The organism is Lysinibacillus sp. FSL P2-0066, assembly GCF_037969495.1.
Taxonomy (GTDB): domain Bacteria; phylum Bacillota; class Bacilli; order Bacillales_A; family Planococcaceae; genus Lysinibacillus; species Lysinibacillus boronitolerans.
The window spans coordinates 1,313,632-1,340,048 of sequence record NZ_CP150202.1 but is presented as its reverse complement, the minus strand read 5'-3'; the positions used below and the strand labels follow the sequence as shown (position 1 = coordinate 1,340,048).

The window sequence follows — 26,417 nt, the reverse complement described above, 5'->3', positions numbered from 1 at the left end:
TCTCATTCACTTTCCGTATAATACTTTTTTAAAATCTCATAAAACATTTCTTTTAGTTGGGATTTTTTCATTCCTAAAATATAAGCCTCTATTAATAGTTGCTCCATATTCATAGCTATTTGTTGAAGTGAAATAGTCGTTGCTTTACTAGGATCTACAATAACAAATGCTCTAGAATGAGGTTTAATGGTGATGATCCCCTTTTTTTGAAGCTCTTTGTAGCTTTTATGAACCGTATGCAGATTGAGATTTGTTTGTGCCGCTAAATTGCGAATGGAAGGCAAATGGTCTCCCTTATTTAAATTTCCAGTCACTATTGCTAAAAGCACCTGCTGTGTGAGTTGCTGATAATATGGCGTTTTGCTTCTTCGATTTATTGTTACATTCATTTGTCGAGAATTTCCTCTATATTAAAATTTCTTTTTGGCAATAAAATGATGCATGTTAGCCATCATGAATAGTACAAGTAACAGTGTGATAACAATAGTGAAGCCATACCATGTTTCAACGTCACCTGTCATTAATATCGTTGTAGCATGCAAACTATTACTAGCAGGATTAATGACATCTAAGAATGGATGTAAGCCAGCACAGAAACGACTAATAAATAAGACACCAATACTGATTAATGCAATAAATGGTGCACTATTAAAAAATGTACTAATCATAGCAACAAATGTAATGACAAACAACAGCCAAATACAATAAAATGCTAAAGCTATCAATGCACGAGTTATCGATACAGAGGTAAATAAATAAGATGTATAGCCAAAGGACATTGCATAGCCAAGCGTAATACATAGAACAGCTAAAACATAATGAGTAAGAAGCTTGCTATTTAAGTAGGATGAGATAGATACTGGCCTTGTTAAAATGAATGCCATCATCCCATTGGCTTTTTCTCCCTGAATAATACCCATCGTTGCAATGGCAAGTATGATTATACCTAATTGATCAAATTGCGAATTCAGTGTTGAGGCGAGCACTTCTTCTCCCCCTGGCTTTGCCATTGTAGGATCAATCATAATCCCTTCAATACCACCCATTGATTGTAAAATAGTAGGTAAGAAATACATCATGATCGGCTGAGTTAAGCCTAGTAGGATATAGACAATCGGTAGCCAAACGACTTTATATTCCTTTGTCATTTGATTCATTTCTTTTTTACTTAATGCTATAAACGTATTCACTCCAGGTTACACCACCAATTCTAAAAATATTTCTTCTAAGCTTTCCTGCATGCCTAGATCATACTTTGTAAATATTACGTTTGAATCCAATCCATACTGTAGCAATCGATGGGCATCCGCTTCCAAGTGATTGACATATACTTTAAAACCATCACCACAACTTTCGATTTTCTTTACATAAGGTAAATGTTCAATCGTTGTTAGCCACTTAACATCTTTCTTTTGAACCATTAAAAAGATAGCTGAATCCTGATAGCGATTAAGTAACTCTAATTTTGTTGCATCTTCTATTTTGTAACCATTTTTAATGACTACAAAGCGCTCACAAACTTCCTCTGCATCGCCTAATATATGTGTAGAAAGTAAAATGGTCGTTTCTTTTTTTATGTCTTTTAATAGATTCAGCACTTCACGCCTACCAATTGGATCTAGTGCTGATACTGGCTCATCCATAATGATGAAAGCTGGCTTGTGTAATAAAGCTTGTGCGATGCCAAGACGCTGTTTCATACCACCTGAAAATGTTCCAACATGAGCATGTGCTTCCTTCCCTAAGCCTACCTTTTCTAAAAGAAGTGGAATATCTTTTTGTAATTGATTTTTCGCAATACCAGAAAGCGTCCCCATAAAGGATAAGGTTTGAGATGCTGTCATCCATGAGTAGAAATTAGGATACTGCGGTAAATAACCAATATGATTTTTCATCTTTGAAATTTTTTGTCCATCAAGGACAATGTCCCCTTCATCTGCATAAAGAATATCAGCAATGATCTGAATTAATGTGGATTTCCCTGCCCCGTTTGGTCCAATAAGCCCTACACATTCATTCGAATCTATAACCATTGAAAAACTACTTACGGCCGTTTTCTGATTAAATTTTTTCGTAATATTGTTAATTTCTAAGCGCACGTTTATTGACATCCTTTCTCCCCATCACGAAATATAGAACAGAACCAATTGTATTAAAGAACAAAATAATAATTGCCCACATTAGTATGTTTTCTCTGCTATCTCGATGTTTATATAAATCAATTAGTGCAACAGTGATAAGTAAAAAACCTACGAGTACAAATGGTAAAAGAATTGGCAGTATGCTTGCCCAATCAATTTGATTTAAGTCTTCAAAACCATAGTGTAATTTCATTGTAATAGCCTCCTTCATTATCATTATCAATAATGATAACAAAAAGATAAAAAAATTTCATTACCTTTTTACTGTACATCTATAAAAAAACGCTATAGTATATTTTTTGATAATGTTCTCAAATTGATAACATTTGAATGCTTCCCTTGATACTATCTCATTTTCTGGTAGGAGGATCGGTTTATGCGTAATAAAGCAGAGGTATTAATGCACCCTGTGAGAATGAAAATTTTACAAGCTCTGATGCACAATAAAGAAGAGGGCTTAAGCACATTGGAGATGATTTCTGTCATTAAGGATGTACCACAAGCCACTCTATATCGTCATATCCAAATTTTAGTCGATGAAAACATCATAAAAATTGTGAAAGAGCGAAAAGTTCGTTCTGTTACAGAGAAGTTTTATGCATTAAATGAAGGAGCAGCAAAACTTAGTAAGGAGGATTGGACCCAACTCACAACCAAGCAAAAGTTAAATTATATTTCCTACTATCAACTAGCTTTACTATCTCAATATCAAAATTATTTGCATTCACTTGATGAAAAAGAAAGCACGACAGATTTAGCAACATTTTCTTTAATCGACCTAACATTAACGAACGATCAATTCAAGAATTTTGAAAATGAATTAAACGATTTATTTACTAAATACTATAATATGACCGACTCAAATAAAGGTTTTGAGACTAAAACAATTGCTCTAAATATTATTCCAAAACCTTAGGTACTATTGACGTAAAGAAATGGAGAAGATTTATGAAAAAAAGAAAGTCACTAGAAAATACACGAAAATTAATTATGATCATTATTGGTGCTGTTATTGCCGCTTACGGACTAGAGGCAGTACTAATTCCTAATGCTGTCATTGATGGCGGTGTAACGGGTCTTAGTATTATGGGAGCACACCTCTTTGGTATCCCGTTAGGCGTACTGCTCTTTGTATTAAACATTCCGTTCATTTATATCGGCTATAAGCAAGTTGGAAAAACGTTTGCCTTAATGAGTAGTGCTGGTATTGCAGCTTTATCGATCTCGACCGTTCTTTTACATGACGTCAAAACCATTTTAGGCCCAAATGATCCCCTCTTAATTGTTTTATCGGGTGGTATGCTGCTTGGTGTTGGGATTGGGATTGTCCTACGAAATGGTGGCGCTTTAGATGGCTCAGAGGTTTTAGCAGTATTATTATCACGTAAGATTCCATTTTCAGTCGGCGATATTATATTATTTATTAATGCCTTTATTTTCTTAGGGGCAAGCTTTATCTTTGGCTTAGAGAGTGCTCTTTACTCAGCGTTAACTTACTATATTGCCAAAAACGTTATTGATATTATCCAAGTTGGTTTAGAGAAATCAAAAGAAGTTCGTGTGGTTAGTGGAAAATCTGAGGAGATTGGAGACGCTATCCAAGCTCGCTTAGGACGTGGTGTTACCTATACACATGGACGTGGCGGTTTCTCCAATGAACCAACAGAAATCTTAAACTGTGTCATTAACCGTATGGAAGAAAATAAATTAGTTTCGATTATTAAGGACATCGACGAGGGCGCTTTTGTTGTCATTTCTGATGTGTCAGAAGTTCGTGGTGGTAACTTTAAGAAACGAGATATCCATTAATTTCAAAGTAAGTAAGGCGCATCATGCCTTACTTACTTTTTTTAATTGCTTCTATCATATTTTACGCCACCTATTAAACATAATCCTCCCAGCATTACGACGAAGGAAGCCCCGACTAAGGCATACTGATAGCTATTTGTATAATTTGCAAGTGTTCCTGCAATGGATGGACCAATCATTTGTCCGAGTGCATAGCCAGCCGTTAAATAGCCTATCATTTGATGACTATTCACTGGTGCAATTTCCCTTGCTAATGTTGTACAAACAGTCGTGATTCCCATAAAGGTTGCCCCAAAAATAAAGGCACTCGCATAAAGAGTCGCCGAATTTGTAGCTAGCGCAGGTAAAACAATGCCTATCGCTTGCAGTAGCATAGAGATGAGCAAAATTTTCACATAGCCATAACGCTGTGCTAGCTTAGACCATACGATACATGAGGGAATTGCTGCAACCCCAACAACAAACCATACAAAGGCGGCATCTCCATGAAAGCTTGTCGACTCCTGTGCAATCGATACTATAAATGTACCTGTGACAATATAGCCAAGCCCCTCTAAGCTATAAGCGATGATTAACCATTTCATCCAAGACCCAGGAAGCGTTTTCTGTGAAATAATTTTCTGGCTTTCTACTCGTTGTTTACTTTGTGGAATGGGTTTGATAAATAGCACTACCAAGACAAACATTACAATACAAAATAGAGCTAATACGACCCAAGTACCATTCCAATGGAAAATTGCATGGATTGGTGAAACAATCACCGCACTTAATGCAATCCCTATTCCCACCCCACTATAGAACAGCCCTGATAGATGCATATGACTACTGCTGGCTAATTGGTCTAATACAAGGCTTGTTATAACAACAAAAATAAAAGCACTCATAACACCTGAAATAAACCGTAATATGTACCAAATGATGATTGCATTTGTAAAGCCCATGAAGGCTGTTGTTAAAATGCTGGCAACAAGTGTAATTTGCAAAAAAAGAATACGTTTATTCCCTATTGGTAAACGGCCTGCCACCCAGGCGCCAACCAAGTAGCCTAAGTAATTACTCGTTGCTAAGTAACCTGCTGTTGATCGGCTAAATTCAAGAGCTTCTTGCATATAAGGTAAAATAACCGTATACGAAAAACGGCCGATGCCCATAGCGATTACTAAAGCAAAAATGCCCCCGATTAAATATCGTACGGTTTGCTTGTGCATATTATCACTCCTTCAATTTCACTATATCGAATATCTAGGTATCATAAATAGACCCAATTCTTTATAATAAGTATCAATAAAATTGATAGCTGGAGGGCATATGAATATTAATGATTTAACGATTTTTCGAACAGTCGTCCAAACAGGTAGCTTTTCTAAAGCTGCCACAGCACTTAATTACACGCAATCCAACATCTCTATGAAAATACAAAGTCTTGAGGCACTCTACGAAACAACCTTTTTTTATCGTGGACATCGAGGGATACGGCTAACACCAAAAGGAGAACAATTTTATGAATTAGTCCTAAAAATGCTTCATCTCTATGAAAAGTCTTTTGAAGTCATGCAAGATACGGAGGAACAACGAGGCGTTTTACGAATTGGTTCGATGGAAACAACTGCTGCATTGCATTTACCAACTCTTTTAACAACATTTCATCAAGCACATGAACAGGTGGATATCACGATACTAACAGGCCCTTCTCTGCACAATATTGAACGGGTAGAAAACTATGAACTAGATGGTGCATTTGTTACAGGACCTGTTTATAAAGAAAATATAATGATGAAAGAGTTTGTCTGTGAAGAGCTTGTTATTCTCACTTCTAGCAAGCATAAATCTATTAAGCATCTACAGGATTTAGAGGGAAGCACCATGATTACATTCCGCCATGGCTGTTCCTATCGAGCCATCTTGGAACATTGGTTACATGAAGAAGGGGTTCGACCACAAAATCGCATGGAGCTTGGTACGCTTGACGGTATTATTGGCTGTGTTGCTGCTGGGTTAGGTATTACCTTGCTACCACGTGCCATTGCGGAAAAATATATGGCAACACAAGCATTAACATTGCACAAGATAAAGAACAAGCAAGCACATATTCCTACATGGTTTATTTATCGTAAGGATGAAGTACAATCTCCCATCCTAACGCATTTTTTAGAAGCCATAGAAGCTTATGACTATCCAACGATTTGAGGGTTCTATCCGTCAATTTTGAAATTCTATCCGTCAATTTGGGGAATCTATCCGTCAGTTTAATAAAACTATCCTTCCCCTAATAAAAAAGCTGTTCAGCAGATTCTCCACTGAACAACTTTTTCTCTGTTTTCTTTTGACGACTGCATGCATTTCCATTAGGCTGTAATTAGACACTGAAGGGAGTTTTCTATGGATATTTTTATCGCCAGTAACCGCCAATTACCGATCCGCTACTATGTGCAGGAAGCAATTTGGATTCGACGTGGTGGCAGTATGAAGCTGCCAGATTTAACACTGCCATTTTTCGTTGAGGTAGAGATTAAAAATCAATATAATTTACATATCATTGCAGATTATATTATGGACTTTCAACGACAATACAAGCAGACAGAAATCCAATTATTAGTCCGAAACACAGCTACCCTAGCAACCCTACAAGATATGCTTTCACAACATGTACAAACACAACATGCCATTAGTATTGTTCCATTGTAGTCAGTTATGAAGCGCTAATGGCAATGTGATAATAAAGTACAGTGTCTCGTTTTTGTATTTTGCGTGAATGGTTCCTCCGTGAAGCTCCACTATGCTTTTGGCTATTGCTAGTCCAAGCCCTGAACCCTCGGTTACATTTGTTCTCGATTGATCTTTTTTATAAAACCTCTCAAATAAACTAGCAAGCTCCACCGGTGTAAAGGCATCACTTTGATTCGCTACACAAATTCGCACATGGTTTGCTTGTCCTTCAAGGGAAACCATAATTTTTCCTTCAGCTGTACTATAATTGATCGCATTGATGAGTAGATTATCAAATACTCGTACAATCTTTTCCGAATCCAGTGCAGCAAAAATTCGTTTCTCTGGAAAATGTTTTATAAAAATGCGTTGTTTCTCTTCTGCTAATGGTACTAATTCCTCCATTAGTTGTTCAAGCAGCTCATTTACACAAACTTGTTGTCGCATTAAAGTATTTTTATCATTCGTGAGCTTAGTATATTCAAATAAATCGTCTATTAAATTTTTTAATTGCTCGGATTTAGAGAAGGCTATTTTCAAATATTCGTCATATTGCTCTTTCGTCTCATACTTCTCTTCTCTTAATAAACGCAAATAACCCATGATTGAGGTAAGAGGTGTTCTAAGGTCATGTGAAACATTTGTAATAAGCTCGTTTTTTTGTTGCTCAATTTTTCTCTCCATCTCGATACTTGTCATAATTTCTTCTGCCATTTGATTAACATTATCCGTTAGTAAAGCAATTTCATCCTGACCTTTTTTCTCAATACGAAAGGCTAAATTTCCTTTTGCGATTTCCATAACCCCCTCCGCTAATGCCTCAATTTGATTCATTTTCCGTTTTGTTATAGAGAAAAATGATACGATAAACAGCATAACCCCAATGAAAAAAGGGATGGGACCTTCATTCGTACTTGTGATGGCTTCTCCTTGTGGAAGCCCACTAACAAAGAAATAATAATTTTTATCTTGTAAAGTTAGTGGCACTAATGTAGTAAATTCCTCCCGAGAAGTTTCGATTACATGATAGGCATTTTCAAAAGGTTGATTCATTGTAAAGCCCATGACATGTCTCATTTCTTCATGCAAATCGATTTGTTGCTCTTTTACCTGCTTTGTTTTATATAAGATCTTACCTGCCTCATCTGTCACGACAATTTTTAATGCATTGTCCTCATTTTCTATTTTTCCATTTTCTTGATCAATCAATTCTCTCAATGCTTCAACACTATTTTCTTGGGTTGCCAATGCTGCTGTATCCTGTGCATGATAATACATCATCTTCATACTGCCACTATAATCCACAATCACTGTTTCATTGATACTCTCAAAAAATGGCACTACTGCACGTGCCACTAAAAAGCTGCCAAGCGCACATAATAAAAACGTTGTAAATAGTTGAATACGAATGCTCCGCTGAATATTATTTTTTATTTTCGCACCAATATGCTTTAGAAATCTTGGGAATTTTAAAAGCCTAAAGATCTTTTTCAACTTTATACCCTACTCCCCATACGGTTTTAATATATTGAGGATTTCTTGGATTTGTCTCAATTCGCTCTCGAATTTTTCGAATATGTACCATTACAGTATTTTCCGATTGAAATGCCCCCTCTTTCCAAACTTTTTCATAAATTTGCTCTGCACTCATGACGATGCCTGGATTACTAACAAGCAACTCCAATATAGCAAACTCTCTAGGTGTCAGCTTCACTCTTTCATTGTTAACAAAAACTTCATGTGTCGCTGTATTGATACGTAAATCACCCACTTCTTTCTCCTCATTATTAGTACTATTTATACCACTCATTTTCAAATAGCGACGAAGCTGTGATTTAATACGGGCAATCAGCTCTAACGGATTAAAGGGCTTTGTTACATAATCATCGGCACCTATCGTTAAACCAACAATCTTATCCATATCTTGAGATTTCGCAGTCAGCATAATAATCGGCATTTCTGCTATTTCTCTTACCTTCATACACATTTCAATGCCATCTACTTTAGGCATCATTAAATCCAATACAATTAAATGTACTTTATGCATCTTTACTAACTGTAAGCCCTCTTCTCCATCACATGCCTCTAACACATGAAAACCCTCATTTTTCAAATAAATGGAAATCAGATTTCTTATCTCTTTTTCATCATCTACAATTAAAATTGTTTCATTACTCATCTAATCCCACCATTAATCAAATATTTTCCATTCATAATGTTCCTCTATTTTATCTATTTTTTTATTTTCCGTATATAAAAATAATAAATACAGCTAATAGTCACGAGGAATAACCCAAAGTAAATACCATATTTCGTTGCAATCATAGAAAAATATTCAATTTGACTGCCAAATAATAAACCTAGTGTAAAATAAATCAATGTCCAGACAAAGCCTGTTGTATAGGAAAATAAAGCATATGTTCTAAAAGGCATCTTATTCATTCCCACCAAGTAAGGGAGGATATGTCGAACAATTGGAATAAAGTAACTCAGGACTAATGCGAAGTGTCCATATTGATCTAACAATTCTTTTGACTTGGATAAGTACTTTGCCTTTTTCTTTTTCACAAGTTTATCGAGTACACGATGACCAAATAGTTTTCCAAGAATAAACCCTAGAGAAAGCCCTGAAACAACGCCTAAATAAGTAAGTAAGAAAGACTTCCATATGACCAATTTTCCTAGCGACGATAGAAAACCACCACTCATGACAATCATTTCATCTGGTAGCGGCATGCCTATGATTCCTAGCCATAAACTAAAAAACAAAGCAAAATAGCCATATTGTTCAATAAATAATAAAAGATCCTGTAGCTCCATTAGCTGACCCTCGTATCTCCTAGCCTACAGCTCAATACATAGGCTGGTGGCATATTGAGCCATACTTTCTCATGTGAAATATCCTGAAAATAGGTATGAAAAAATGACTTTTTCACAAGTGAATATTGGAAAGTAATGAATTTTCCATTGTCCAAACAATCCTTCACATTTCTTAAAACACAACATGATACTTCTGCCTTCAACGATGTAAATGGCAGTCCAGAAATAACATAATCTATTTTTTCGATATTCAAGTCCTTCAAATATTGCTTCAAATTTTCTGCTGAGCCATGGATCACTACAACATTGGCTACATGAGCAAATTGCCTACGTAGTTTCTCACAAAAAATCGTATTATGTTCAATGAGAACAAGCAATGTAGCTTCCTTTTTTCTTTTCACAAGCTCCTTTGTAAAGGCCCCCATCCCTGGGCCGAGCTCTATAATGCATTGAGCCGTCTCAAAGCAAATAGGTTGCACCATTTTATGCGCTAATTTCTTAGAACTAGGTGATATAGCGCCTATTGTTTTTGGATGCTTTATAAATTCAGTAAGGAAGGTGATGAGCTGCATTTAGTTGTCTCCTCGCTTTGCTTTCATTATTGATGGTTTTAACTATAAAGAGACTTTCTTAAAGATTTGCAAGGAGAATTCTTAACTTTTTCTTAATAATTGACATTATTAGTTAGTAGATCAACACGATCTCATAGGGTGAAAACGAAAAAAGTCGCTCATTTTCATTCATGAGTGACTTAATTGCTTGATTTCTATATTCATCTTCATTTTTCTTTTTACACTCTTCATCCCTAAATGCTCATAAAATTCAATTTCATTGGTATTGAATCACACACATTAATTCTATAGATGTAGCCCCCTCCCCATTCTTTACAACGTTCAAGTAACCGTTTCCCCAAGATGATTGATCGCAATATAATCTTCATTTTTAGCTTTATCAATAGTAATGACCATATTTTCCTCTCTTCTTATAAAGGCATGGTCCTTTCTTATACGACTTATTGTAATTTTAATCTTTTACTCTATGTCTTATGATTCCAATATTAATCCCTCTTATAATTAATTGCCCTAAAACATAAAAAAATGAAACAAAGATAATGGCTACATCTCTTCCAAAAGGCTTAAACCAACTTCCATCATCATCTATAAAAAAATGGCCTAACATTAAAGACAAAGCAGTCATCAAAAAATTTAGGACAATGAACAAAGGTAGATGATCATTTCTAGATACTATGCCAACTCCAATAATGAAAAAAAGAAATAACGGAAATAAGAAGCTAGCCTCTTGGTTTGAGAGGTGGCTATTATACTCGTAAAAATGAAATAAAAACGGGAATGGAAATAGCGACAACATACTTTGAATACATCTTTTCATTTCAGCTTCACCTCCACAAAAATATAATATGATTATTTAAGTGTAATTTTACACTAATTATAATCTTTTATCTATAAAAAATAAAATGTATAGGATGGTAATTCTTCTGTATTAACTTCCTCCTGAACATCAGTACAATTTCCCTTAAGATTCATAAAAGATTAAAAGGTACTTCGTTCTAATGACTATTTCCTACATAAAATAGGCATACAATTGCTGCCAATCGAATAGAAACCTATATAGGGAACATTTAGTCATGGGAAAAATAAAGTGGGGTGTGTAAGGATGCTTAAAGTAAATGATGCAAAAGAAATGGTACTTGAAATTGTGCAAGATGACCCATTGTTTGTGGCACTGCAACATACACCTTTAGAGGAAAACCTCTATAATGATGGGTATTTAGCAGAGATCGATGAATCGAAACACTATACAATTGCAGAAGTCGCGGGCTGGTTTGATATTACAGACGCCATGCTGCGCTACTATTTAAAACCGTTTGAACAGTATATTTTTGACAATGCTTCGCCCAATACAAATAGTAATATTCGTTTAAACCTACCTGCTATCTTGAGATTGCGCATGATTTTATTATTGAAGGATGAGTATCGTGTGAGGGGGATTAAATTATTGCTAGGTATTGATGATAACGGTCAGCTGCTGAAACACCAAATTACGGCAACGACCATGGATTCTGAGGATTTATCACATAAAATTGACTTGCTTGGAAACGTCCTACAGCAGATGATTCAAACAGGTCTTTTTCAAATTTTGCCGAATGAAGAGCAAGGGACATTACAAGTTAACATTAATCAGGACTTTCTTGACAAAAACATTCAACGTTTTTCGAACAATTCTGTCCTTCAAGTGGAAGAAATTCAAAAAGAAACGTTGGAACTAAAGCAGGAAAATGAACATCTCCAAAAGCAAATTACCGAGCTACAAGAGAATAGCGTGAAGGACATTGTACAAAAGATTAGAGAGCGTCATATAGAAAATGAAATCGTCTCCACATTACGTACAGAAGCATTACAGCAATACTCCCAACAAAATAAAATCGGTTTTTTCACCAAATTTTTTAAGTCCGCACAAATTGAAATGGACAAAGAGCAATACGTTCTCAGCTATATTTCAAAGCATCTAGAAGAACGTCTAGAAATTGCATTGAACGATTATTATGATAAGTAAACTAGAGCAATGGAGAGCATGAGTGAGACTATTGGAAATGGTCACAATCATGTTCTTTTTTATTTTTCCAAATTGCATTGACCACAGTAGTCAATTTCAATATAATGGCATAAAATATGACGAAAAGGAGTAAAAAATTGTACCAAGCTTTTATGAATTTAGCAGAAGATAAACGTCAAGCAATCATTAATGCTGCCTTAAAGGAATTTTCAATCAATCACTATGCTACCGCTTCAACAAATAGAATTGTGAGCAATGCCAGAATTTCAAAAGGCATTTTATATCACTATTTTGGTAGCAAAAAAAATTTGTATCTTTTCTTATATGACTATACAACTACTATATTTTCCGAGGCACTTAATCGCCAAATTGATTTAGCAGAGCCTGATATTTTTAAGCGTTATCAACAGATTATGAAAATTAAAGTTGATCTCATGAAGCAATATCATGCTCTGTTTGATTTTTTGAAAAAGACCTATGCTGAAACAAGCTCTGAAGTACGAGATGAACTAAATCATTATAATGCCACTATTCAAAAAAATGCTTATGCAACGGCGTTTGAAGGAATTGATACTAGTTTATTCCGAGAAAATTTGGATATCAAAAAGGCAATTGATACTATTCAATGGGTAACAGATGGCATCAGTCATCGTTATGAGGAAAGATTAAAAGCGCATGTAGATAATCAAGAGCTCTTTAACGAATTAATCGAGCAATGCATGGAAGAGGCTAGTGAATATTTTCTATTTTTGAAAACATTATTGTATCAATAAAATGGGGTGAGTGACATGTCCATGATTGAAGTAAACCATTTAACCAAAAAGTTTGGCGATTTTTATAGTATACAAAATGTTCATCTACAAATTCCAAAGGGAGAAGTGTTCGGTTTTTTAGGACCAAATGGGGCAGGAAAGTCCACAACCATTCGCCATTTAATGGGTTTTTTACAGCCAACTGAGGGCTCTTGCTTCATTAACGGTTTAAATTGTCGGGAAGCATCTGCAACCATTCAACAGTTTGTTGGCTATTTACCTGGAGAAATTGCGTTTATTGATAAAATGACCGGGAAGCAATTTATTCACTTTATTGCTCAGTTAAGAGGTATGAACGATTACACGCATGCTGAGAAATTAATGCATTTCTTTGAATTAGATGCTTCTAGGCTCATAAAGAAAATGTCGAAAGGTATGAAGCAGAAGGTTGGCTTAGTTTGTGCCTTCATGCATCATCCCGAAATTGTCATTTTAGATGAACCTACTAGTGGTTTAGACCCGCTCATGCAAACAAAATTTATTGAATTCATTTTAGCTGAAAAGGACAAAGGAACGACCATTTTCATGTCCTCCCATATGATTGAAGAAGTAGAGAAAACTTGTGATCGTGTAGCGATTATTAATGCAGGTAAAATCGTGGCGACTGAAACCATTACAGATTTAAAGAAACGTAAATCTAAAAAATACATGCTTGAGTTTCAAGATGAGCAAGAGCTCACTCGCTTCCTTGATGAGGAATATGTACTCGAACGAATCTCTTCTACCAAAGTTATGATTACTATAACTGGAGACCTTCAAGCATTTCTTCATACTCTATCTAACTATAAAATTATAGACTTAGACGTTATTTCCCAATCACTAGAAGATATTTTTATGCATTATTACGAAAATGGAGGTGCTCAATCATGAATTTTACCTTATTCAAGCATGAGCTATTTGCCTCTCTTAAACTATTTATCATTATTCTAGCTGTGCTAATGCTATATATTATCAGTGTGATTTACATGTATAACCCAGAAATGACGGACACGCTAAAAAAATTAACGGAAACAATGCCTGAGATGATGGCAGCCTTTGGTATGACCAGCATTGGCGATACCTTGATAGAATTTCTCTCCACCTATTTATATGGATTTTTATTCATGATTCTACCTATGGTATTTTCTATCATGTTAGCCAATAAGCTCATCATGGGCTATATTGATAATGGTTCAATGGCATACTTAATCGCTACACCGAATACACGCTTTAAAATTGTCCTTACACAAGCACTATTTTTGATTATTAGTCTTTTTACATTACTTGCCGTTACTACGTTGGTCATGATTGTCTTTGCAGAAGTATTATTCCCTAATGAGCTGGACATAACGGCCCTACTGCTGCTAAATTTCGGGCTATTTTTATTGCACTTTGCCATTAGTGGATTCTGTTTTCTTATGTCTTGCAGCACGAAAGATTTAAGAACATCCTATGCCTATAGTGCTGGCATTCCCATTGCCTTTTATCTGATTGAGGCACTGAGCAATATGGGTGGTTCATTAGACAAATTACAATACTTTACAATTTATTCATTGTTCGATTCCGTTCAATTAATCCAACAAGATAGCTCTTGCTGGTGGTTGCTAGGTATTCTTTTACTCATTGGCTTGCTTTGCTATAGTTTAGCGATTTGTTTTTTTGTAAAACGTGATTTACATCTCTAAATTTCTAGCCGCTACAGATCCAGTGCTGTAGCGGTTTTCATTAAATAGTACCTACTACATTTCCTAAAAAACGTATTAATCGAAAATGTAGAGCGACCATTTCTTCTACTGTTAAGTTCTCGTTCCCCTTGTCCAACCACTCCTGAATGACCCCTAAAATGGCAGATGCTATAAAGGCTTGTAAGTATTGTTGAAACTCTGGATCTTGTGCTTCCTTGCGTATAAGCGATAATCTGTCTAAAATATGACTCCCAAAGATCATTTTCACCTTTTGTGTAAAGCTAGGGCTCCCCTGCTCTCCTAATAACATACGAAAAGCTGGTGCATGCTCTTTTATACACGTTATCACCTTGATAAATGGCTGATAGAGTTGCCCCATTTTTAACGTTTGAAAAGCATCCAACGGCTGAACATGTTTGACATAGCGCTCTAACTCCATTAATAGCTCTTGCTGCAAATCCTCCATCACATCATATTTATCTGAATAATGTAAGTAAAACGTGCCACGATTAATTTCAGCTACAAACGCTAAATTCTTTACAGTCACACGTTCAAAGCCTACCTCCTCTACTTGTTGGATAAAAACATTTTTAATGGCTTGCTTCGTTTCAAAATTCATTTTTTCATGTACAGACACATATTTCCCTCCATTTACTTAACACTTGCTGATAAACTGTTGATTGTATTTGCTCACATGCTACCGTAAAATTTTTATCAAATCAACATTGTGTTCAGTGAAGGAGTGAGGACCATATGGGCAACCAGGCAATCTCTATTAAGTCTCTCGAAAAACGATTTCAACATAAGCAAGTTATTGCCCCCCTTTCTTTGGATGTTCCTAAGGGACAGTTAATGGGCTTACTCGGTCCGTCAGGCTGTGGTAAAACAACACTAATCAAAATGATTATGGGCATGCTGAAACCTGATAGTGGTACTATTCAAGTATTAGATTTGAATGTTCCTCATAAACAATTATTAAATGACATTGGCTATATGGCACAATCAGATGCACTTTATACAGATTTAACTGGAGAAGAAAATCTACATTTTTTTGCAAAGCTTTATTCACTATCTAAAGCGGAACGAATAGAAAGAGTAGCCTATGCGGCAAGCCTCGTTCGTTTAACAGATGACTTACGACTAAAAGTAGAAAATTATTCGGGGGGAATGAAACGTCGATTATCTCTTGCTATTGCCCTTATTCAAAATCCTAAACTACTCATTTTGGATGAACCAACGGTGGGGATAGATCCTGTCTTAAAAAAGGAAATTTGGCAAGAACTGATTCGTTTAAAAGATCAAGAACAAAAAACCATTTTAGTGACGACGCATGCGATGGATGAAGCGGAAAGATGTGATCAATTGGCCATGCTGAGAAGTGGACATATTATTGCACAGGGTACCCCACAAGAGTTAAAAGAACATTATCAAGCAAAAGACTTTGATGAGGTGTTTGTAAAAGCTGGAGGTGACGTTCAATGAGAATAAGTGCTATCATCACAAGAATCATCCAACAAATGAAAAGAGATAGACGGACACTTGCTTTATTATTTTTAGCCCCACTTCTTGTCTTGTCCTTAATGTATTTTATTTTCAATAGTAATGAGGCTTCCGTCACACTTGTGGTCTCTAATGCGCCCGCCCCATTGATCGACAAATTAAAAGAGACTGATTTTACCATTATCGTGGACAATGATTTTTCAAAAAAACAGCTACAAGATAAAGAGTATAATGGTTGGCTAGCAGTAGAGCAAAATGTTAGTAAGTTAACTTTATTAAATGATGATCCTTCTCTGGCAAAGGCTTTAACGATGCAACTTGCTCAAATCTTACAGCCTACACAAGCCTCTATAGGCAGTATGAAAACGGACTATGTTTATGGTGATCAGGATACGGCTATTTTTGATATATTTAGTCCTATGCTCATTGGCTTCTTTGTTTTTTTCTTTGTTTTTTTAATTACGGGCATTGCCTTATTAAAGGAGCGTACTTCTGGAACATTGGAGCGTTTACTAGCGACACCGATTAAACGTTCAGAAATTGTAGCAGGCTATATGGTTGGCTATGGTTTATTTGCGTTCCTGCAAACAATTATTATCGTCCTGTTTGGTATTTATGTGCTCGATATTGTCCATGTAGGCTCCATCTGGCTTGTCCTACTCATCAATATGATGGTTGCTCTTGTCTCGTTATCCTTAGGTGCGTTGCTATCTAGCTTTGCCGCTTCAGAATTTCAAATGATGCAATTTATTCCGCTTGTTATTGTTCCTCAAGTGTTCTTTTCGGGTATTTTCCCGCTGGATAGTATGGCGGAATGGCTTCAAAACATTGGGCGTATCATGCCTCTATACTATGCTGCGGACGCATTGAATGGTGTGATGTATAAAGGTTATTCACTTTCTGATATTATAGTGAATCTCAGCATTCTTGCTTGTTTTGCCATTGTTTTCATTACGTTAAATATTATCAGTTTAAAAAAATATCGTTCGTTGTAATCAATCCTTAAAAGTTCTGCTATTTAAAAAGCAGAGCTTTTTTATGTAACTGGAATAACTAAAAACAGGAAATATAACCAATTTAATTGAAGTGAACGGTGGATTTTCATTATAATTATTTTGTGGTGAAGAATTAACCTAAAAGGTGTGTGAAGATGACAACTATTTTGGAAGTTCAAAACATCTGTAAACAATATAATGGGAAAAAAATTTTAGAGAATGTATCGTTTTCAATTGCGTCCAATCAAATCATTGCTCTAGTGGGGAAAAATGGTTCTGGAAAAAGCACTTTACTCAAGATGATTGCATCATTCATGAAACCAGACAGTGGTTCTATTGTGAAGCATAAAACGTCTTTAAAAGTTGGCTATGTACCAGAAACAACTCCTTCTCACATTTTATTTACCCCTCAAGAATATCTTTATCACATGGGCTGTATACGAGGTATGGCTAAAAAGCAGCTTTTACAGAAGATAGAAGAATTACTTGAAATGTTTCAGCTAAAAGAGGAAAAAAATACAAGGATTGTCCATTTCTCTAAAGGAATGAAGCAAAAGGTAATGATTATGCAGGCGATGCTAGAAGAAACTGATCTACTGATAATGGATGAACCATTGTCAGGACTTGATGCCAAGGCACAAAATGATTTCGAACAAATCTTAGCTAGAGTAAGAAGCAAAGGACTAAGTATCCTCTTAACCTGTCATGAAACCAAATTACTTGAAAACCTTGTAGACTCCGTTTTACTTATTCAAGAGAATGCGGTCATTCAGATAAAAGAATTCGATAGTAGCCCAACTCATCGATTAATTTTTGAGATTGCTAGCCTATCATTACTCGATGAACTCATACCTTCTATGGATATTCAACAAAAACAACTTTTAGTGAATGGACATTATGAAATAGTGACGATTGTTCCAGCAAAGGATTCAGATCAAATTTTACTGAAATTATTACAACAAAATGCTTCAATTAAATATTTAGCTACTGTCCACCACAAAAAAGAACAATTCTCTTCTCATTTTTGAAAGGAGGAATCGAAAAAGATGAGCAGTTTATTGCGCTATCAATTGATAAATTATTTAAGAACCTATCACTACGTTCCACCTTTTACAATCTTCATTCTATGTCTTATCGTTAATTATACTTTTGTCCCTAATCCAATATTAGATAGCTATTCATTTACATCACTTTTGCTCTTTTTTTTAATGGGCTGGTTTACTGTTACATTATTTCATGCTGAAGATGAAGGACAAAAAATGATTACTACCCTTCATACGAAAAAAAAAATAGACTACAATTTAGGGATATTCATTATTTGTGGTCTACTCGCCTTTAGCCTAAGCTGTGTTTCTGTCATCTACCCAATTTTAATAGAGGCATTTTTTGAGAAGCCCAAACTATTACATATTTTACTAGGTTTCTTGTCTCATTTCAGTTTATCGTTACTTGCCATTGCACTCACTGCTTTATTTACTAGGGAACTCGTGAAAAATAGACGAAATACGTGGTGGGGTGTAATAGGCATCCTTATTATTTCTGTCGCTATCGCTACTTTAAAGGATTCTATTCTAACTGGACTACTTTGGTTACTTCCACCTCTTCATTTTTCATTAGAAATGATGAGTGTTGGCGATCAAATTGACGTTATACCCAACGTTTTTTACTGGCAATACGCATGGATTATAATTTATGCATTCCTTATCATTGTTTTGTTTTTTTTCCTAGTCAACCGAAGAAAATGATTGAGACATCTTACTGAGGAGAGATAGTATGTATGCGCAACAGGAACATCAAAGTACTAATTGTTGAAGACGAAAATGATATAGCTAATATTATAAAGGACTACTTAAGTGTTAATCAGTTCGATTCACATATTGTGCGAACAGGTCATGAGGCAATCCATTATTTGCAAGAAACTAAACCTGATTTCATTATCCTTGATCTTTCTCTACCAGATTGTGATGGCATTGAATTATGTCGTAAAATCCGTGAAAATAGCAATGTTGCCATTCTTATTTTAAGTGCTCGAGGAAGTGATACAGATAAAGTACTGGGATTAGGCTTTGGAGCAGATGATTATATGACAAAACCATTCTCTTTAAGTGAACTTGTCGCAAGAATAAACGCTCATTTACGAAGACAAGATAGATGGCTTCAGGATAATGGTGGTCATAGAGGCGTAGATGTAATTCATATAGATAATATGGTCATAAATAAACAGGAATATATTTTTTTACGCGATAGCAAGCCAATACCACTATCTGCCAAAGAGTTTGAACTACTATTTTTCCTAGCTAAAAATAGAAACCAAGTTTTCTCTAAAGGTCAGTTACTTGATGCCGTTTGGGGTTATGAGACCTATGGAGATGAAAATACAATTACGGTTTATATTTAGAAGACTTCGTGAAAAAATTGAAGTCAACCCTTCTCATCCAGTTTATCTTCAAACGGTTTGGGGAGTCGGTTATAAATTCAGTACAACCAATCACTCATAGGAGAATCAAATGTACCTAAAAAATTGGATGAATAAATGGGTATGGGCCCTAGTAATCTGTATCCCTCTTTCTGATATTTTCTTTTTGGTTAATGAATAAACCCTTTCTTATAACTTATAAGAATGCCATATTTTCCCAATATATACAACCACCTTTTAATATGAAATAATTTTAGGTAACTATAGTGCTGAACCTTATGAAAAGCTGTGCAATAAAAAAAGAAAACCTCGCTATAGAAACAATAGTGTAAAGACTACAAAATAGAGTCCTTTTTACACCTTGAATTATCTAAAGCGAGGTTTTCCCGTTAGTATCTTATATGTAATTTGATACTTGTATTTTAACATTAACTTTTGAGCTAGGCAATGGAAATTAGTTTTTAACCATGACGTTTAATTAGATCACTTGGAATATATTTAAATGTTATAAATTTTTCAGCACTTCTCATATAAAAAATCATACTTCCAAAAAACTGTTCTTTTGCATTTAATGCATTTACTAAAACATTAGGTCTATTAAAAACATATTGTTTTATTAATTCTGGTAAATAAAATTTAAATATTAGTTCATCAAATCTATTATCAAATAAACGTATTTCCCACATCTCTGGTTCGTCGTCATACCAATTGATTCTAACTTCAAATGTTGATTTTCCAACGTTTCCTATAAAACTTCTAAACAAATCAGGAGATGATGGCTTTATCAAAATTGAAAATGGTGAATTAATAGAAGCTAAGTATAGATCGCCATATTCATCTATTATTTTAAAGAAAGGCTCTAAAAAATAATCTAACCACTCAAATTTTTCATCTTCATTTCCAGTACCCATTAACCTATCATTAAACAATCTATAACGAATGTACTCCCTTACTTCATTTAAGGAAATTCTATGTGCTTTCATCCAATCCAATAGGTTTTGAGCAATCTCATCAATTATATGTAATAAATCGTAATATTCACTCCCTCCCAAATCAATGAGAGTTATTTTATACGCAATAGCTAGTCTGATAGCATTTTCTGAAAAACCACTTGTTGAAAAAATAGCATAGTGATAATTAAAGCGTTGTATTAATAATTCATCACCGTTTAAATCTATTGTTTGGTAATTTGCATTTAAATCTGTAAGAAATACCAATTCCAGATCGTACAACATCAATGCCGGTTTTTTTATGTCTAAACTTAGCTTCTACAAATAGTCTTACTGGATAATTAAACGGAATTGAAATAGGAAATTGACCTAATACATCAGCTTGATGCGTACCGCCTCGACCTTTAATGTTCAATCCATTCCCTTGTGATACAAATTCCGGGTATTTGTCCCTGTCATTTAGCACATCTTTATTTATTAATGTATATCCGCTGTTTTCTAATAACTTTGATAAAGCTTCCTCTAATAAAAATCCTTTAAGTGCTGAAATTGAAACGACCATTTTATATTCTCCAATGTTTGTTAATTAGTTAAATTATAATGCATTTATAGGACTGTTACAGGAAAAATTATCAACCCAACTATGACCATCCTATGTCATCTTTAATGTTTTCTAAAGTTGTTATATATGCATTCAAATCTTCTAACCTGTTTCTATATTTTCTCTTTTTCTTTTCACTTGTATTTGTATCTTCAACTATAAATTCTAATCTGTATTTAGTTGCAACTAAAAATGGCATTAGTTCATTTATTTGGAACAGTATATCTTCCTCAAATTCCTCATCAACCTCTACAAATTGTTGACTTTTATCGTCAAACGTAGCCTCTAAATAGGTAGCGCTAATACCACCAGCTTGTTCTACACCCTTTTCATATGCTTGTTTTATATCGCGATATGAACTTTGTTTTACTGTTGTTGACATACAGAATCCCCACCTTTTTGCTTGTCATAAAAAAAAGCCCTCAATCGAGGACTCTTATCAACCTTTATTAAAGTACATTAGCGAATTTGTCATAATCTAAAACAGTTTCGGGTATTTCTCCAGTTACCATAAGGTCTCTAAGGTTTGAAAGGGTAATAGAAACAGACATATCAAGTAAATCTTCTTCAAACTCTTCATGTACTTCGAAAGGCACATTCAATATACGGTAAGTCGTACCGTTATGTTCCCATTCAAAAACATCTTTACGGATATTTGGCTCGCTAATAATAGCTACCTCCTCTGTAGTTACCATTCCACATTCACCCCTATTATGAATTCATTTTTGTTCTCAGCTTTTTTTCTACGCTAGAGTTGCTGCTAATCCTAATTCTTACCTATTATATGTGATTCTATACCCTTGGAGAAGGTAATTCAAGCCTATTTACTTAAAACTTTTCAAAATTGGCCTTATAAAATGCCAACAGTTTTCTTTTGTTTTCATCCCCTTCTCCAATAGTGTTCACTGTGTGAGTGTCTATTGCGTCTGCAAAATAGACTGTGATAATTAACACCTCTGTATGCTTTCTTTTAACAATAAAACTGATGGGGATTTCAAACTCTTCAGGATCTGATAAGGAATACATAGTGTATGATAATTGAGCGTATCCTTTGAATAGTGCTTTCTTAACTTGATCAGTATGTATAAGTTTGTCCACTAAGTATTCATTATTGTGCGCTACTCCATCTGGGGTTCTTTGAAAAAGCTGTTTCAAAGCGTGGGGAAGCACCTTAACCAATTTCAGAGCGATAAGCTGTTTAGCGGTCTTAGCGTTGACAACCTGTTTTTTCAAGTCTACTACTACATTCTTTTGGTCTATTGTTAGTTCATTTTGTAATGGAATGCCAGTCTGTATCATTTTAAGCTCTGTTTTGGTAAACCTTAAAGCAATGTTTTTAATTTCCCTTTTTTGGTCTTCCTCAAAGTCTATAATGTCAGAGAATGTAATTTTACTCTTATCACTAAAGTAAATCTCGAAGGTATTATTCAATATTAAGCCACCTCTCATAGTACTGCTATTGTGAGAATTATAACATAGTAGCACGTGACTATGGTGGTGGGAATCTGGATAAATTATCTAATTGCGTATTCAGAATTTTAATATAGTAGAAAACGCAAAGAAATATTTATCGTGGGTAATTTCCGTTTATACTACACTTGATTATTTAACACTTAAACGCAAAGTGGCAGGACATAAATAACTTTAAATAAACAAAGAAGCGGTTGTATAGATACTAACCGCTTCTTATCTTTTTATGATGTTTTTCATACAGTACACTCTTCTCTTTCAGCAAGAGACATTAACTTTTGATGGTCTTCTTTGACTCTTAAATACCAGCTATCATATAAATCGAATTTTGGTACATTAAAATACAGAAAAATTTTGTAGAACAACTGGTGACTGCAGTGACCACCTTCAACAAATAGCTTCCAATCAGTTAAATTACAGTCTAATTTTTCACATAGTTCTGCTACAGTAAACCCTAATTCTTCTCTTAAACAATTAACAACATGTCTCAAGTTATAAGGGGATCCATAATGGTTTTTAAATAATTTTCTAAGTCATTTACTTGTCGATTTAATATCGCTTCCTGTTGAACAAGTTGATTGAACCCATTCATAACCTCTTCAAAATCCACACTACTCAAATATTTTTCTCCAAGTTTAGAACTACCATAATCCATGAGATTATAGTTCCATTCTTGTTATGGCACTTACTTCCATTACGTCAGCCATACTAGTCTTTAGTGTAGTCATATTAAATAGTTTTACTTCCATCAAAGAAACATCTCCTTCATGGGGATATGATGCCTCACATGTAGTAGTAACTGTATCTAATAAAGAAACCTTTACAAAACAACAATTTGAAGATTTTTTAATGGCTGATGAACGGGTTAAAGATCATGCATGGCTTGATCAATTCACAGGAGTCCTCCCTAATGACAGCCATCCCCCTTTAAATATTAATGTCAATGTGATTGAGGGTAGTTTTGATGCCGCTGGCTATGTGACATTGTCTGGCCGTAATCCAAACAGTAAGAACGAAATTGCGATTGGGCTCAATGTTGCTCGCGCTTTAAATAAAAATATAGGCGATATTGTCGAAGTTTATCTTGAGGGGAAACCGCATTTTCTTATTGTGACCGGAATCTATCAATCGATAGCAAATATGTCGAATTCAGCAAGGATTACAGCAGATGCTATTAAAGTGAATAACACAACCTACACTACTTCAGAAGTAAGTATGATTAATCTATTAGATGAAACAGTCGCTACGCCATTCGTTGAGGATGTAAATACGCACTTTAAAAGTTCTGTATCAGCTGTCACACAGCAGCTATTATTAGATGCCGTCTTTAAAGAAGTCGTGGCAGTTTTAGTCATTCCCCTTTCAATCGTTGGTATTTTATTTATCATCGTAACCTGCATCATTATTTTTAGTGTATCACGAATTAATGTTAGAAAAGAAAGTAGCACGTATGGCATTTATAAATCCATTGGCATGACCTCTACAAATATTAGATGGTCGATTACAATAGGTATTTTCATTCTATCCATAATGGGTGCATTAGCAGGAATCATTATCGGGATAAAATTAATTCCTCTAGCTCTTCAGTCGATTATTTTAGATTATGGCTTACTCGAACTACCGCTTGTTATAAACTGGCCAACAAGTATCGGTATAAGCTTTGTAAGTGTGATAGCTGCCATTTTTGGCGGCTGGATTTCGACCAATGTCATTGCTAAAACGTCACCTCGGATATTAATTGTTGAATAATTAAATTTGGCCCCTACTAGTTTAGGGGCCTCTTCTTTAATGTTAGTATTAACTATTCAAAAAAATTCTCTTCAGATAGCACAACAATATTGTTTCTTCGCAGCAAAGCCGTAGTTACTCCTTCGCCAGCTAGTTTTGTTCCATTAAACGCACCGTTATAAATCTTTGCACTGCCACAGGATGGGCTATATTCCTTTAAAATGACATGAGTTGCCCCTACCTCAAGTGCTTTTTGTAAAGTTGCATAGGCTCCCTTCAGATATAAATCTGTGACATCTCGTCCAGAACTTTCAACCACTGTTGCGTTGCCATCAAGTACATCTTGTCCATTGCCACCTATAATTTCAGCAGGTTCACGAGGCGTCGAAAAACCTCCCATCAGCTCTGGGCAAACCGTGACAGCTTTATTTTCTAACACGAGCTTTTGTATTTTTTCATCTAGACTGTTTGTGCCATTATAACGAACATTTAAACCTGCTAAGCAAGCACTTATTAAAATCATCGTTTTCTCACTCCCTCTACTATCTTTATTTCACTATAACACGCGTGCTACACTATTTTTATGAAGATTAAGGGAGGAGATAAAATGCCTGATCCTATTTTGATTTTACCTTATACAGATGAGTGGGCTAAGGAATTTCATAGCATGGGCTGTCAATTACGGGAGGCCTTAGGAAACATAGCGCTGAGAATTGATCATATTGGCTCAACCGCTGTAACAGGATTAGCAGCAAAGCCTGTAATTGATATACAAATATCCGTCACATCGTTTACACCATTAGCAGCATTTAAAGCTCCATTAGAATCTCTAGGTTTTAGTTATCGAGCAGAAAATCCAGACAAGTCTAAACGCTATTTTCGAGAGGCTCCAGGAGATAGACGAGTACATATTCATGTTCGACAGGCTGGTAGTTGGGCAGAGCAACTAGCCTTATTATTTCGAGATTTTTTGCGCTGTCATCCAGATTACTGTCGCCGCTATGAGCAGGTAAAATATGAATTGGCTAAGAAATACCAACATAATCGTCAACTTTATACAAAATCTAAAGAATCAATCATATGGGAAATTTTAAAACAAGCAAATCATTGGAGTCAGCAGACTGGCTGGTCTCCTGCCAATTCAGATAACTAAAGAAAAAGGAGGAACAAACTTGGCTGAATTTACAATTTGTTTTCTGAAGAAGGGTGATTATATTCTTTTATTAAATAGAGATAAGCCTCAGTGGATGGGCGCATGGAATGGTGTTGGTGGCAAAATTGAACAGGATGAAACACCATTAGCTGGTGCCTTGCGAGAAATTAAAGAAGAAACAGGCATTACGGTTGAGGATATTACCTATAAGGGTAAGATTACCTGGACAGATGGCGTTGTGAACTATGGCTGTATGTATGCGTTTATAGCAGAACTACCTGAATCTTTTACATTTGAAACACCGATAAAGGTTGCTGAGGGCATTCTTGATTGGAAGGAGCTTACTTGGATTTTACACCCTGAAAATGTAGGTATTGCGGACTTAAAATATTATTTACCTAAGATGCTCAATGAAACAGCAAACTATGATTATATTTTTAAATATCAAGATAAGAAATTAGTCAATATCTCTTCAGCACCAATTGAACAAACATCGACTGTCTAATAATAAATAAGCCTCGTCCATGCAATAGGTGCATAACGAGGCTTGTTTTTAGAATCTTGGTTGTGCAAAGCGCATTCTGCACATTGACCAATTTAAGCTTGTATTTTGGATGTCATCATGTATTTCCCATAAGCTATCCACGATTCGCAATTCAACATTGCGCTCCAATAATGCTTTAGCTATATCATTGATCTCTGAGACATTGATGGGCATTTGTGTTATTTCACTCGTATAATAGCCCGCAATATCATCCTGTAAAGTGAATCCATTACTATCAAACTCATATAGGTAAAGACTTGTAGTTTTCAATACTTCCAACCACTTGTTTTCTATGACTACTACATGTGAAGCTTGATGTAGATATTGCTGTCTGTCCTGCTCTGTTGTTTGATCTCCTGCATGGAAGCAAACACGCGGACAATCTCTTGGCGTTAAATAGTTTGGCAGGCATCTTTCGTTGATTGCCCATACTAGCCCTTTTTTGGCATCTAAATCTGGTCGCTCAGGCAGTCGAGGATGAAAAATCATAATAGTAGGGTCTTCACTGACATGAAATAAACGCATCGGTACTTC

Annotated in this window: 34 protein-coding genes and 1 pseudogene; 16 read left to right on the top strand and 19 right to left on the bottom strand. The window is 35.2% G+C overall.

What is annotated here, in order from left to right; genetic code table 11:
• Positions 1 to 2 precede the first annotated feature (2 nt).
• Genes MKZ14_RS06450 through MKZ14_RS06435 form a run of 4 tightly spaced genes read right to left on the bottom strand, consistent with a single transcriptional unit; the run spans position 3 to position 2,334 of the window.
• The gene (locus MKZ14_RS06450; protein ID WP_339280690.1) at positions 3 to 389 is read right to left on the bottom strand and encodes a GntR family transcriptional regulator; all 387 of its coding nucleotides are present in this window, start codon (positions 387 to 389) and stop codon (positions 3 to 5) included.
• A 21-nt stretch (positions 390 to 410) separates the two neighbouring features.
• Positions 411 to 1,190 (bottom strand): ABC transporter permease, encoded by a 780-nt coding sequence (locus tag MKZ14_RS06445; RefSeq protein WP_258860941.1) that lies wholly within the window; start codon positions 1,188 to 1,190, stop codon positions 411 to 413.
• 6 nt (positions 1,191 to 1,196) lie between these two features.
• Complete coding sequence (locus tag MKZ14_RS06440; RefSeq protein WP_339281004.1) at positions 1,197 to 2,099, bottom strand: ABC transporter ATP-binding protein; 903 nt, start codon at positions 2,097 to 2,099, stop codon at positions 1,197 to 1,199.
• The gene (locus MKZ14_RS06435; protein WP_016994843.1) at positions 2,083 to 2,334 is read right to left on the bottom strand and encodes a PLD nuclease N-terminal domain-containing protein; all 252 of its coding nucleotides are present in this window, start codon (positions 2,332 to 2,334) and stop codon (positions 2,083 to 2,085) included. Before MKZ14_RS06435 ends, MKZ14_RS06440 begins: the two co-directional genes overlap by 17 nt.
• Positions 2,335 to 2,517: 183 nt before the next feature.
• Between MKZ14_RS06435 and MKZ14_RS06430 the strand changes: the two genes are divergently transcribed.
• Both MKZ14_RS06430 and MKZ14_RS06425 read left to right on the top strand, forming a co-directional pair.
• Positions 2,518 to 3,057 carry a transcriptional regulator gene (locus MKZ14_RS06430; RefSeq protein WP_036080020.1) on the top strand — a complete coding sequence of 180 codons (540 nt, stop codon included), beginning with the start codon at positions 2,518 to 2,520 and terminating at the stop codon, positions 3,055 to 3,057.
• Between the two features lie 32 nt (positions 3,058 to 3,089).
• Positions 3,090 to 3,950, top strand: a complete 861-nt coding sequence (locus MKZ14_RS06425) for a YitT family protein (RefSeq protein ID WP_036080023.1) — start codon at positions 3,090 to 3,092, stop codon at positions 3,948 to 3,950.
• A 41-nt stretch (positions 3,951 to 3,991) separates the two neighbouring features.
• Here the strand turns inward: MKZ14_RS06425 and MKZ14_RS06420 are convergent, their stop codons facing one another.
• Entirely contained in the window at positions 3,992 to 5,158 is a 1,167-nt protein-coding gene (locus MKZ14_RS06420) for a YbfB/YjiJ family MFS transporter (RefSeq protein WP_339280689.1), read from the bottom strand.
• Positions 5,159 to 5,258: 100 nt separating this feature from the next.
• On the opposite strand from MKZ14_RS06420, the gene MKZ14_RS06415 reads away from it, so the two are divergent.
• Positions 5,259 to 6,137 (top strand): LysR family transcriptional regulator, encoded by an 879-nt coding sequence (locus MKZ14_RS06415; RefSeq protein ID WP_312125727.1) that lies wholly within the window; start codon positions 5,259 to 5,261, stop codon positions 6,135 to 6,137.
• A 192-nt stretch (positions 6,138 to 6,329) separates the two neighbouring features.
• Positions 6,330 to 6,635 (top strand): hypothetical protein, encoded by a 306-nt coding sequence (locus tag MKZ14_RS06410; protein ID WP_016994847.1) that lies wholly within the window; start codon positions 6,330 to 6,332, stop codon positions 6,633 to 6,635.
• Here the strand turns inward: MKZ14_RS06410 and MKZ14_RS06405 are convergent, their stop codons facing one another.
• The 5 genes from MKZ14_RS06405 to MKZ14_RS06385 all read right to left on the bottom strand — a co-directional run bounded on the left by MKZ14_RS06405 (position 6,636) and on the right by MKZ14_RS06385 (position 10,865).
• Complete coding sequence (locus tag MKZ14_RS06405; RefSeq protein WP_339280688.1) at positions 6,636 to 8,150, bottom strand: ATP-binding protein; 1,515 nt, start codon at positions 8,148 to 8,150, stop codon at positions 6,636 to 6,638. It abuts the gene before it with no gap.
• Positions 8,134 to 8,835: a response regulator transcription factor gene (locus MKZ14_RS06400; RefSeq protein ID WP_016994848.1), complete on the bottom strand. Its 702-nt coding sequence runs from the start codon at positions 8,833 to 8,835 to the stop codon at positions 8,134 to 8,136. Before MKZ14_RS06400 ends, MKZ14_RS06405 begins: the two co-directional genes overlap by 17 nt.
• A 53-nt stretch (positions 8,836 to 8,888) precedes the next feature.
• Positions 8,889 to 9,476: a DedA family protein gene (locus MKZ14_RS06395; RefSeq protein WP_036080038.1), complete on the bottom strand. Its 588-nt coding sequence runs from the start codon at positions 9,474 to 9,476 to the stop codon at positions 8,889 to 8,891.
• A complete protein-coding gene (locus MKZ14_RS06390) occupies positions 9,476 to 10,048 on the bottom strand; it encodes an rRNA adenine N-6-methyltransferase family protein (protein ID WP_016994850.1) in 573 nt (190 codons plus the stop codon). The genes MKZ14_RS06395 and MKZ14_RS06390 overlap by 1 nt, the downstream gene beginning before the upstream one ends.
• 451 nt (positions 10,049 to 10,499) lie before the next feature.
• Positions 10,500 to 10,865 carry a hypothetical protein gene (locus tag MKZ14_RS06385; RefSeq protein ID WP_244205594.1) on the bottom strand — a complete coding sequence of 122 codons (366 nt, stop codon included), beginning with the start codon at positions 10,863 to 10,865 and terminating at the stop codon, positions 10,500 to 10,502.
• 285 nt (positions 10,866 to 11,150) lie between these two features.
• Between MKZ14_RS06385 and MKZ14_RS06380 the strand changes: the two genes are divergently transcribed.
• The 4 genes from MKZ14_RS06380 to MKZ14_RS06365 all read left to right on the top strand — a co-directional run bounded on the left by MKZ14_RS06380 (position 11,151) and on the right by MKZ14_RS06365 (position 14,526).
• Complete coding sequence (locus tag MKZ14_RS06380) at positions 11,151 to 12,050, top strand: hypothetical protein (protein ID WP_339280687.1); 900 nt, start codon at positions 11,151 to 11,153, stop codon at positions 12,048 to 12,050.
• Between the two features lie 137 nt (positions 12,051 to 12,187).
• Positions 12,188 to 12,823, top strand: coding sequence for a TetR/AcrR family transcriptional regulator (locus MKZ14_RS06375; protein WP_339280686.1), 636 nt, complete (start codon positions 12,188 to 12,190; stop codon positions 12,821 to 12,823).
• Between the two features lie 15 nt (positions 12,824 to 12,838).
• On the top strand, positions 12,839 to 13,732 hold the full coding sequence (locus tag MKZ14_RS06370; protein ID WP_016993231.1) for an ABC transporter ATP-binding protein: 894 nt from the start codon (positions 12,839 to 12,841) through the stop codon (positions 13,730 to 13,732).
• Entirely contained in the window at positions 13,729 to 14,526 is a 798-nt protein-coding gene (locus tag MKZ14_RS06365) for an ABC transporter permease subunit (protein ID WP_339280685.1), read from the top strand. The genes MKZ14_RS06370 and MKZ14_RS06365 overlap by 4 nt, the downstream gene beginning before the upstream one ends.
• A 40-nt stretch (positions 14,527 to 14,566) precedes the next feature.
• On the opposite strand, the gene MKZ14_RS06360 is transcribed toward MKZ14_RS06365, so the two are convergent.
• Entirely contained in the window at positions 14,567 to 15,163 is a 597-nt protein-coding gene (locus MKZ14_RS06360) for a TetR/AcrR family transcriptional regulator C-terminal domain-containing protein (protein ID WP_288583922.1), read from the bottom strand.
• Between the two features lie 116 nt (positions 15,164 to 15,279).
• Between MKZ14_RS06360 and MKZ14_RS06355 the strand changes: the two genes are divergently transcribed.
• The 5 genes and pseudogenes from MKZ14_RS06355 to MKZ14_RS06335 all read left to right on the top strand — a co-directional run bounded on the left by MKZ14_RS06355 (position 15,280) and on the right by MKZ14_RS06335 (position 19,519).
• Complete coding sequence (locus MKZ14_RS06355) at positions 15,280 to 16,008, top strand: ABC transporter ATP-binding protein (protein ID WP_048391206.1); 729 nt, start codon at positions 15,280 to 15,282, stop codon at positions 16,006 to 16,008.
• A complete protein-coding gene (locus MKZ14_RS06350; protein ID WP_048391207.1) occupies positions 16,005 to 17,021 on the top strand; it encodes an ABC transporter permease in 1,017 nt (338 codons plus the stop codon). The genes MKZ14_RS06355 and MKZ14_RS06350 overlap by 4 nt, the downstream gene beginning before the upstream one ends.
• Before the next feature lie 155 nt (positions 17,022 to 17,176).
• The gene (locus MKZ14_RS06345) at positions 17,177 to 18,049 is read left to right on the top strand and encodes an ABC transporter ATP-binding protein (protein ID WP_339280684.1); all 873 of its coding nucleotides are present in this window, start codon (positions 17,177 to 17,179) and stop codon (positions 18,047 to 18,049) included.
• An 18-nt stretch (positions 18,050 to 18,067) separates the two neighbouring features.
• A complete protein-coding gene (locus MKZ14_RS06340; protein WP_339280683.1) occupies positions 18,068 to 18,766 on the top strand; it encodes an ABC transporter permease in 699 nt (232 codons plus the stop codon).
• Positions 18,767 to 18,798: 32 nt separating this feature from the next.
• Positions 18,799 to 19,519: pseudogene (locus MKZ14_RS06335) on the top strand (response regulator transcription factor).
• Between the two features lie 379 nt (positions 19,520 to 19,898).
• Here the strand turns inward: MKZ14_RS06335 and MKZ14_RS06330 are convergent.
• The 6 genes from MKZ14_RS06330 to MKZ14_RS06305 all read right to left on the bottom strand — a co-directional run bounded on the left by MKZ14_RS06330 (position 19,899) and on the right by MKZ14_RS06305 (position 23,077).
• Complete coding sequence (locus MKZ14_RS06330) at positions 19,899 to 20,654, bottom strand: hypothetical protein (protein WP_339280682.1); 756 nt, start codon at positions 20,652 to 20,654, stop codon at positions 19,899 to 19,901.
• Positions 20,599 to 20,949 (bottom strand): hypothetical protein, encoded by a 351-nt coding sequence (locus MKZ14_RS06325; RefSeq protein WP_339280681.1) that lies wholly within the window; start codon positions 20,947 to 20,949, stop codon positions 20,599 to 20,601. The genes MKZ14_RS06330 and MKZ14_RS06325 overlap by 56 nt, the downstream gene beginning before the upstream one ends.
• Positions 20,950 to 21,028: 79 nt before the next feature.
• Entirely contained in the window at positions 21,029 to 21,370 is a 342-nt protein-coding gene (locus MKZ14_RS06320) for a hypothetical protein (protein WP_339280680.1), read from the bottom strand.
• A 67-nt stretch (positions 21,371 to 21,437) separates the two neighbouring features.
• Positions 21,438 to 21,683, bottom strand: coding sequence for a hypothetical protein (locus MKZ14_RS06315; protein ID WP_339280679.1), 246 nt, complete (start codon positions 21,681 to 21,683; stop codon positions 21,438 to 21,440).
• A gap of 133 nt (positions 21,684 to 21,816) precedes the next feature.
• On the bottom strand, positions 21,817 to 22,419 hold the full coding sequence (locus MKZ14_RS06310) for a hypothetical protein (RefSeq protein WP_339280678.1): 603 nt from the start codon (positions 22,417 to 22,419) through the stop codon (positions 21,817 to 21,819).
• Positions 22,420 to 22,945: 526 nt separating this feature from the next.
• Entirely contained in the window at positions 22,946 to 23,077 is a 132-nt protein-coding gene (locus MKZ14_RS06305; protein WP_339280677.1) for a hypothetical protein, read from the bottom strand.
• Positions 23,078 to 23,136: 59 nt separating this feature from the next.
• On the opposite strand from MKZ14_RS06305, the gene MKZ14_RS06300 reads away from it, so the two are divergent.
• Complete coding sequence (locus MKZ14_RS06300; RefSeq protein ID WP_339280676.1) at positions 23,137 to 24,207, top strand: ABC transporter permease; 1,071 nt, start codon at positions 23,137 to 23,139, stop codon at positions 24,205 to 24,207.
• Positions 24,208 to 24,259: 52 nt separating this feature from the next.
• Here the strand turns inward: MKZ14_RS06300 and MKZ14_RS06295 are convergent, their stop codons facing one another.
• A complete protein-coding gene (locus tag MKZ14_RS06295; RefSeq protein ID WP_339280675.1) occupies positions 24,260 to 24,709 on the bottom strand; it encodes a DUF523 domain-containing protein in 450 nt (149 codons plus the stop codon).
• 84 nt (positions 24,710 to 24,793) lie between these two features.
• Here MKZ14_RS06295 and MKZ14_RS06290 point away from each other — a divergent pair, with 84 nt between their 5' ends.
• Both MKZ14_RS06290 and MKZ14_RS06285 read left to right on the top strand, forming a co-directional pair.
• Positions 24,794 to 25,339 (top strand): GrpB family protein, encoded by a 546-nt coding sequence (locus tag MKZ14_RS06290; protein ID WP_016993222.1) that lies wholly within the window; start codon positions 24,794 to 24,796, stop codon positions 25,337 to 25,339.
• A gap of 19 nt (positions 25,340 to 25,358) precedes the next feature.
• Complete coding sequence (locus MKZ14_RS06285) at positions 25,359 to 25,844, top strand: 8-oxo-dGTP diphosphatase (protein WP_339280674.1); 486 nt, start codon at positions 25,359 to 25,361, stop codon at positions 25,842 to 25,844.
• Between the two features lie 48 nt (positions 25,845 to 25,892).
• On the opposite strand, the gene MKZ14_RS06280 is transcribed toward MKZ14_RS06285, so the two are convergent.
• Positions 25,893 to 26,408, bottom strand: a complete 516-nt coding sequence (locus tag MKZ14_RS06280; RefSeq protein ID WP_339280673.1) for a DUF6886 family protein — start codon at positions 26,406 to 26,408, stop codon at positions 25,893 to 25,895.
• Between the last annotated feature and the right edge of the window lie 9 nt (positions 26,409 to 26,417).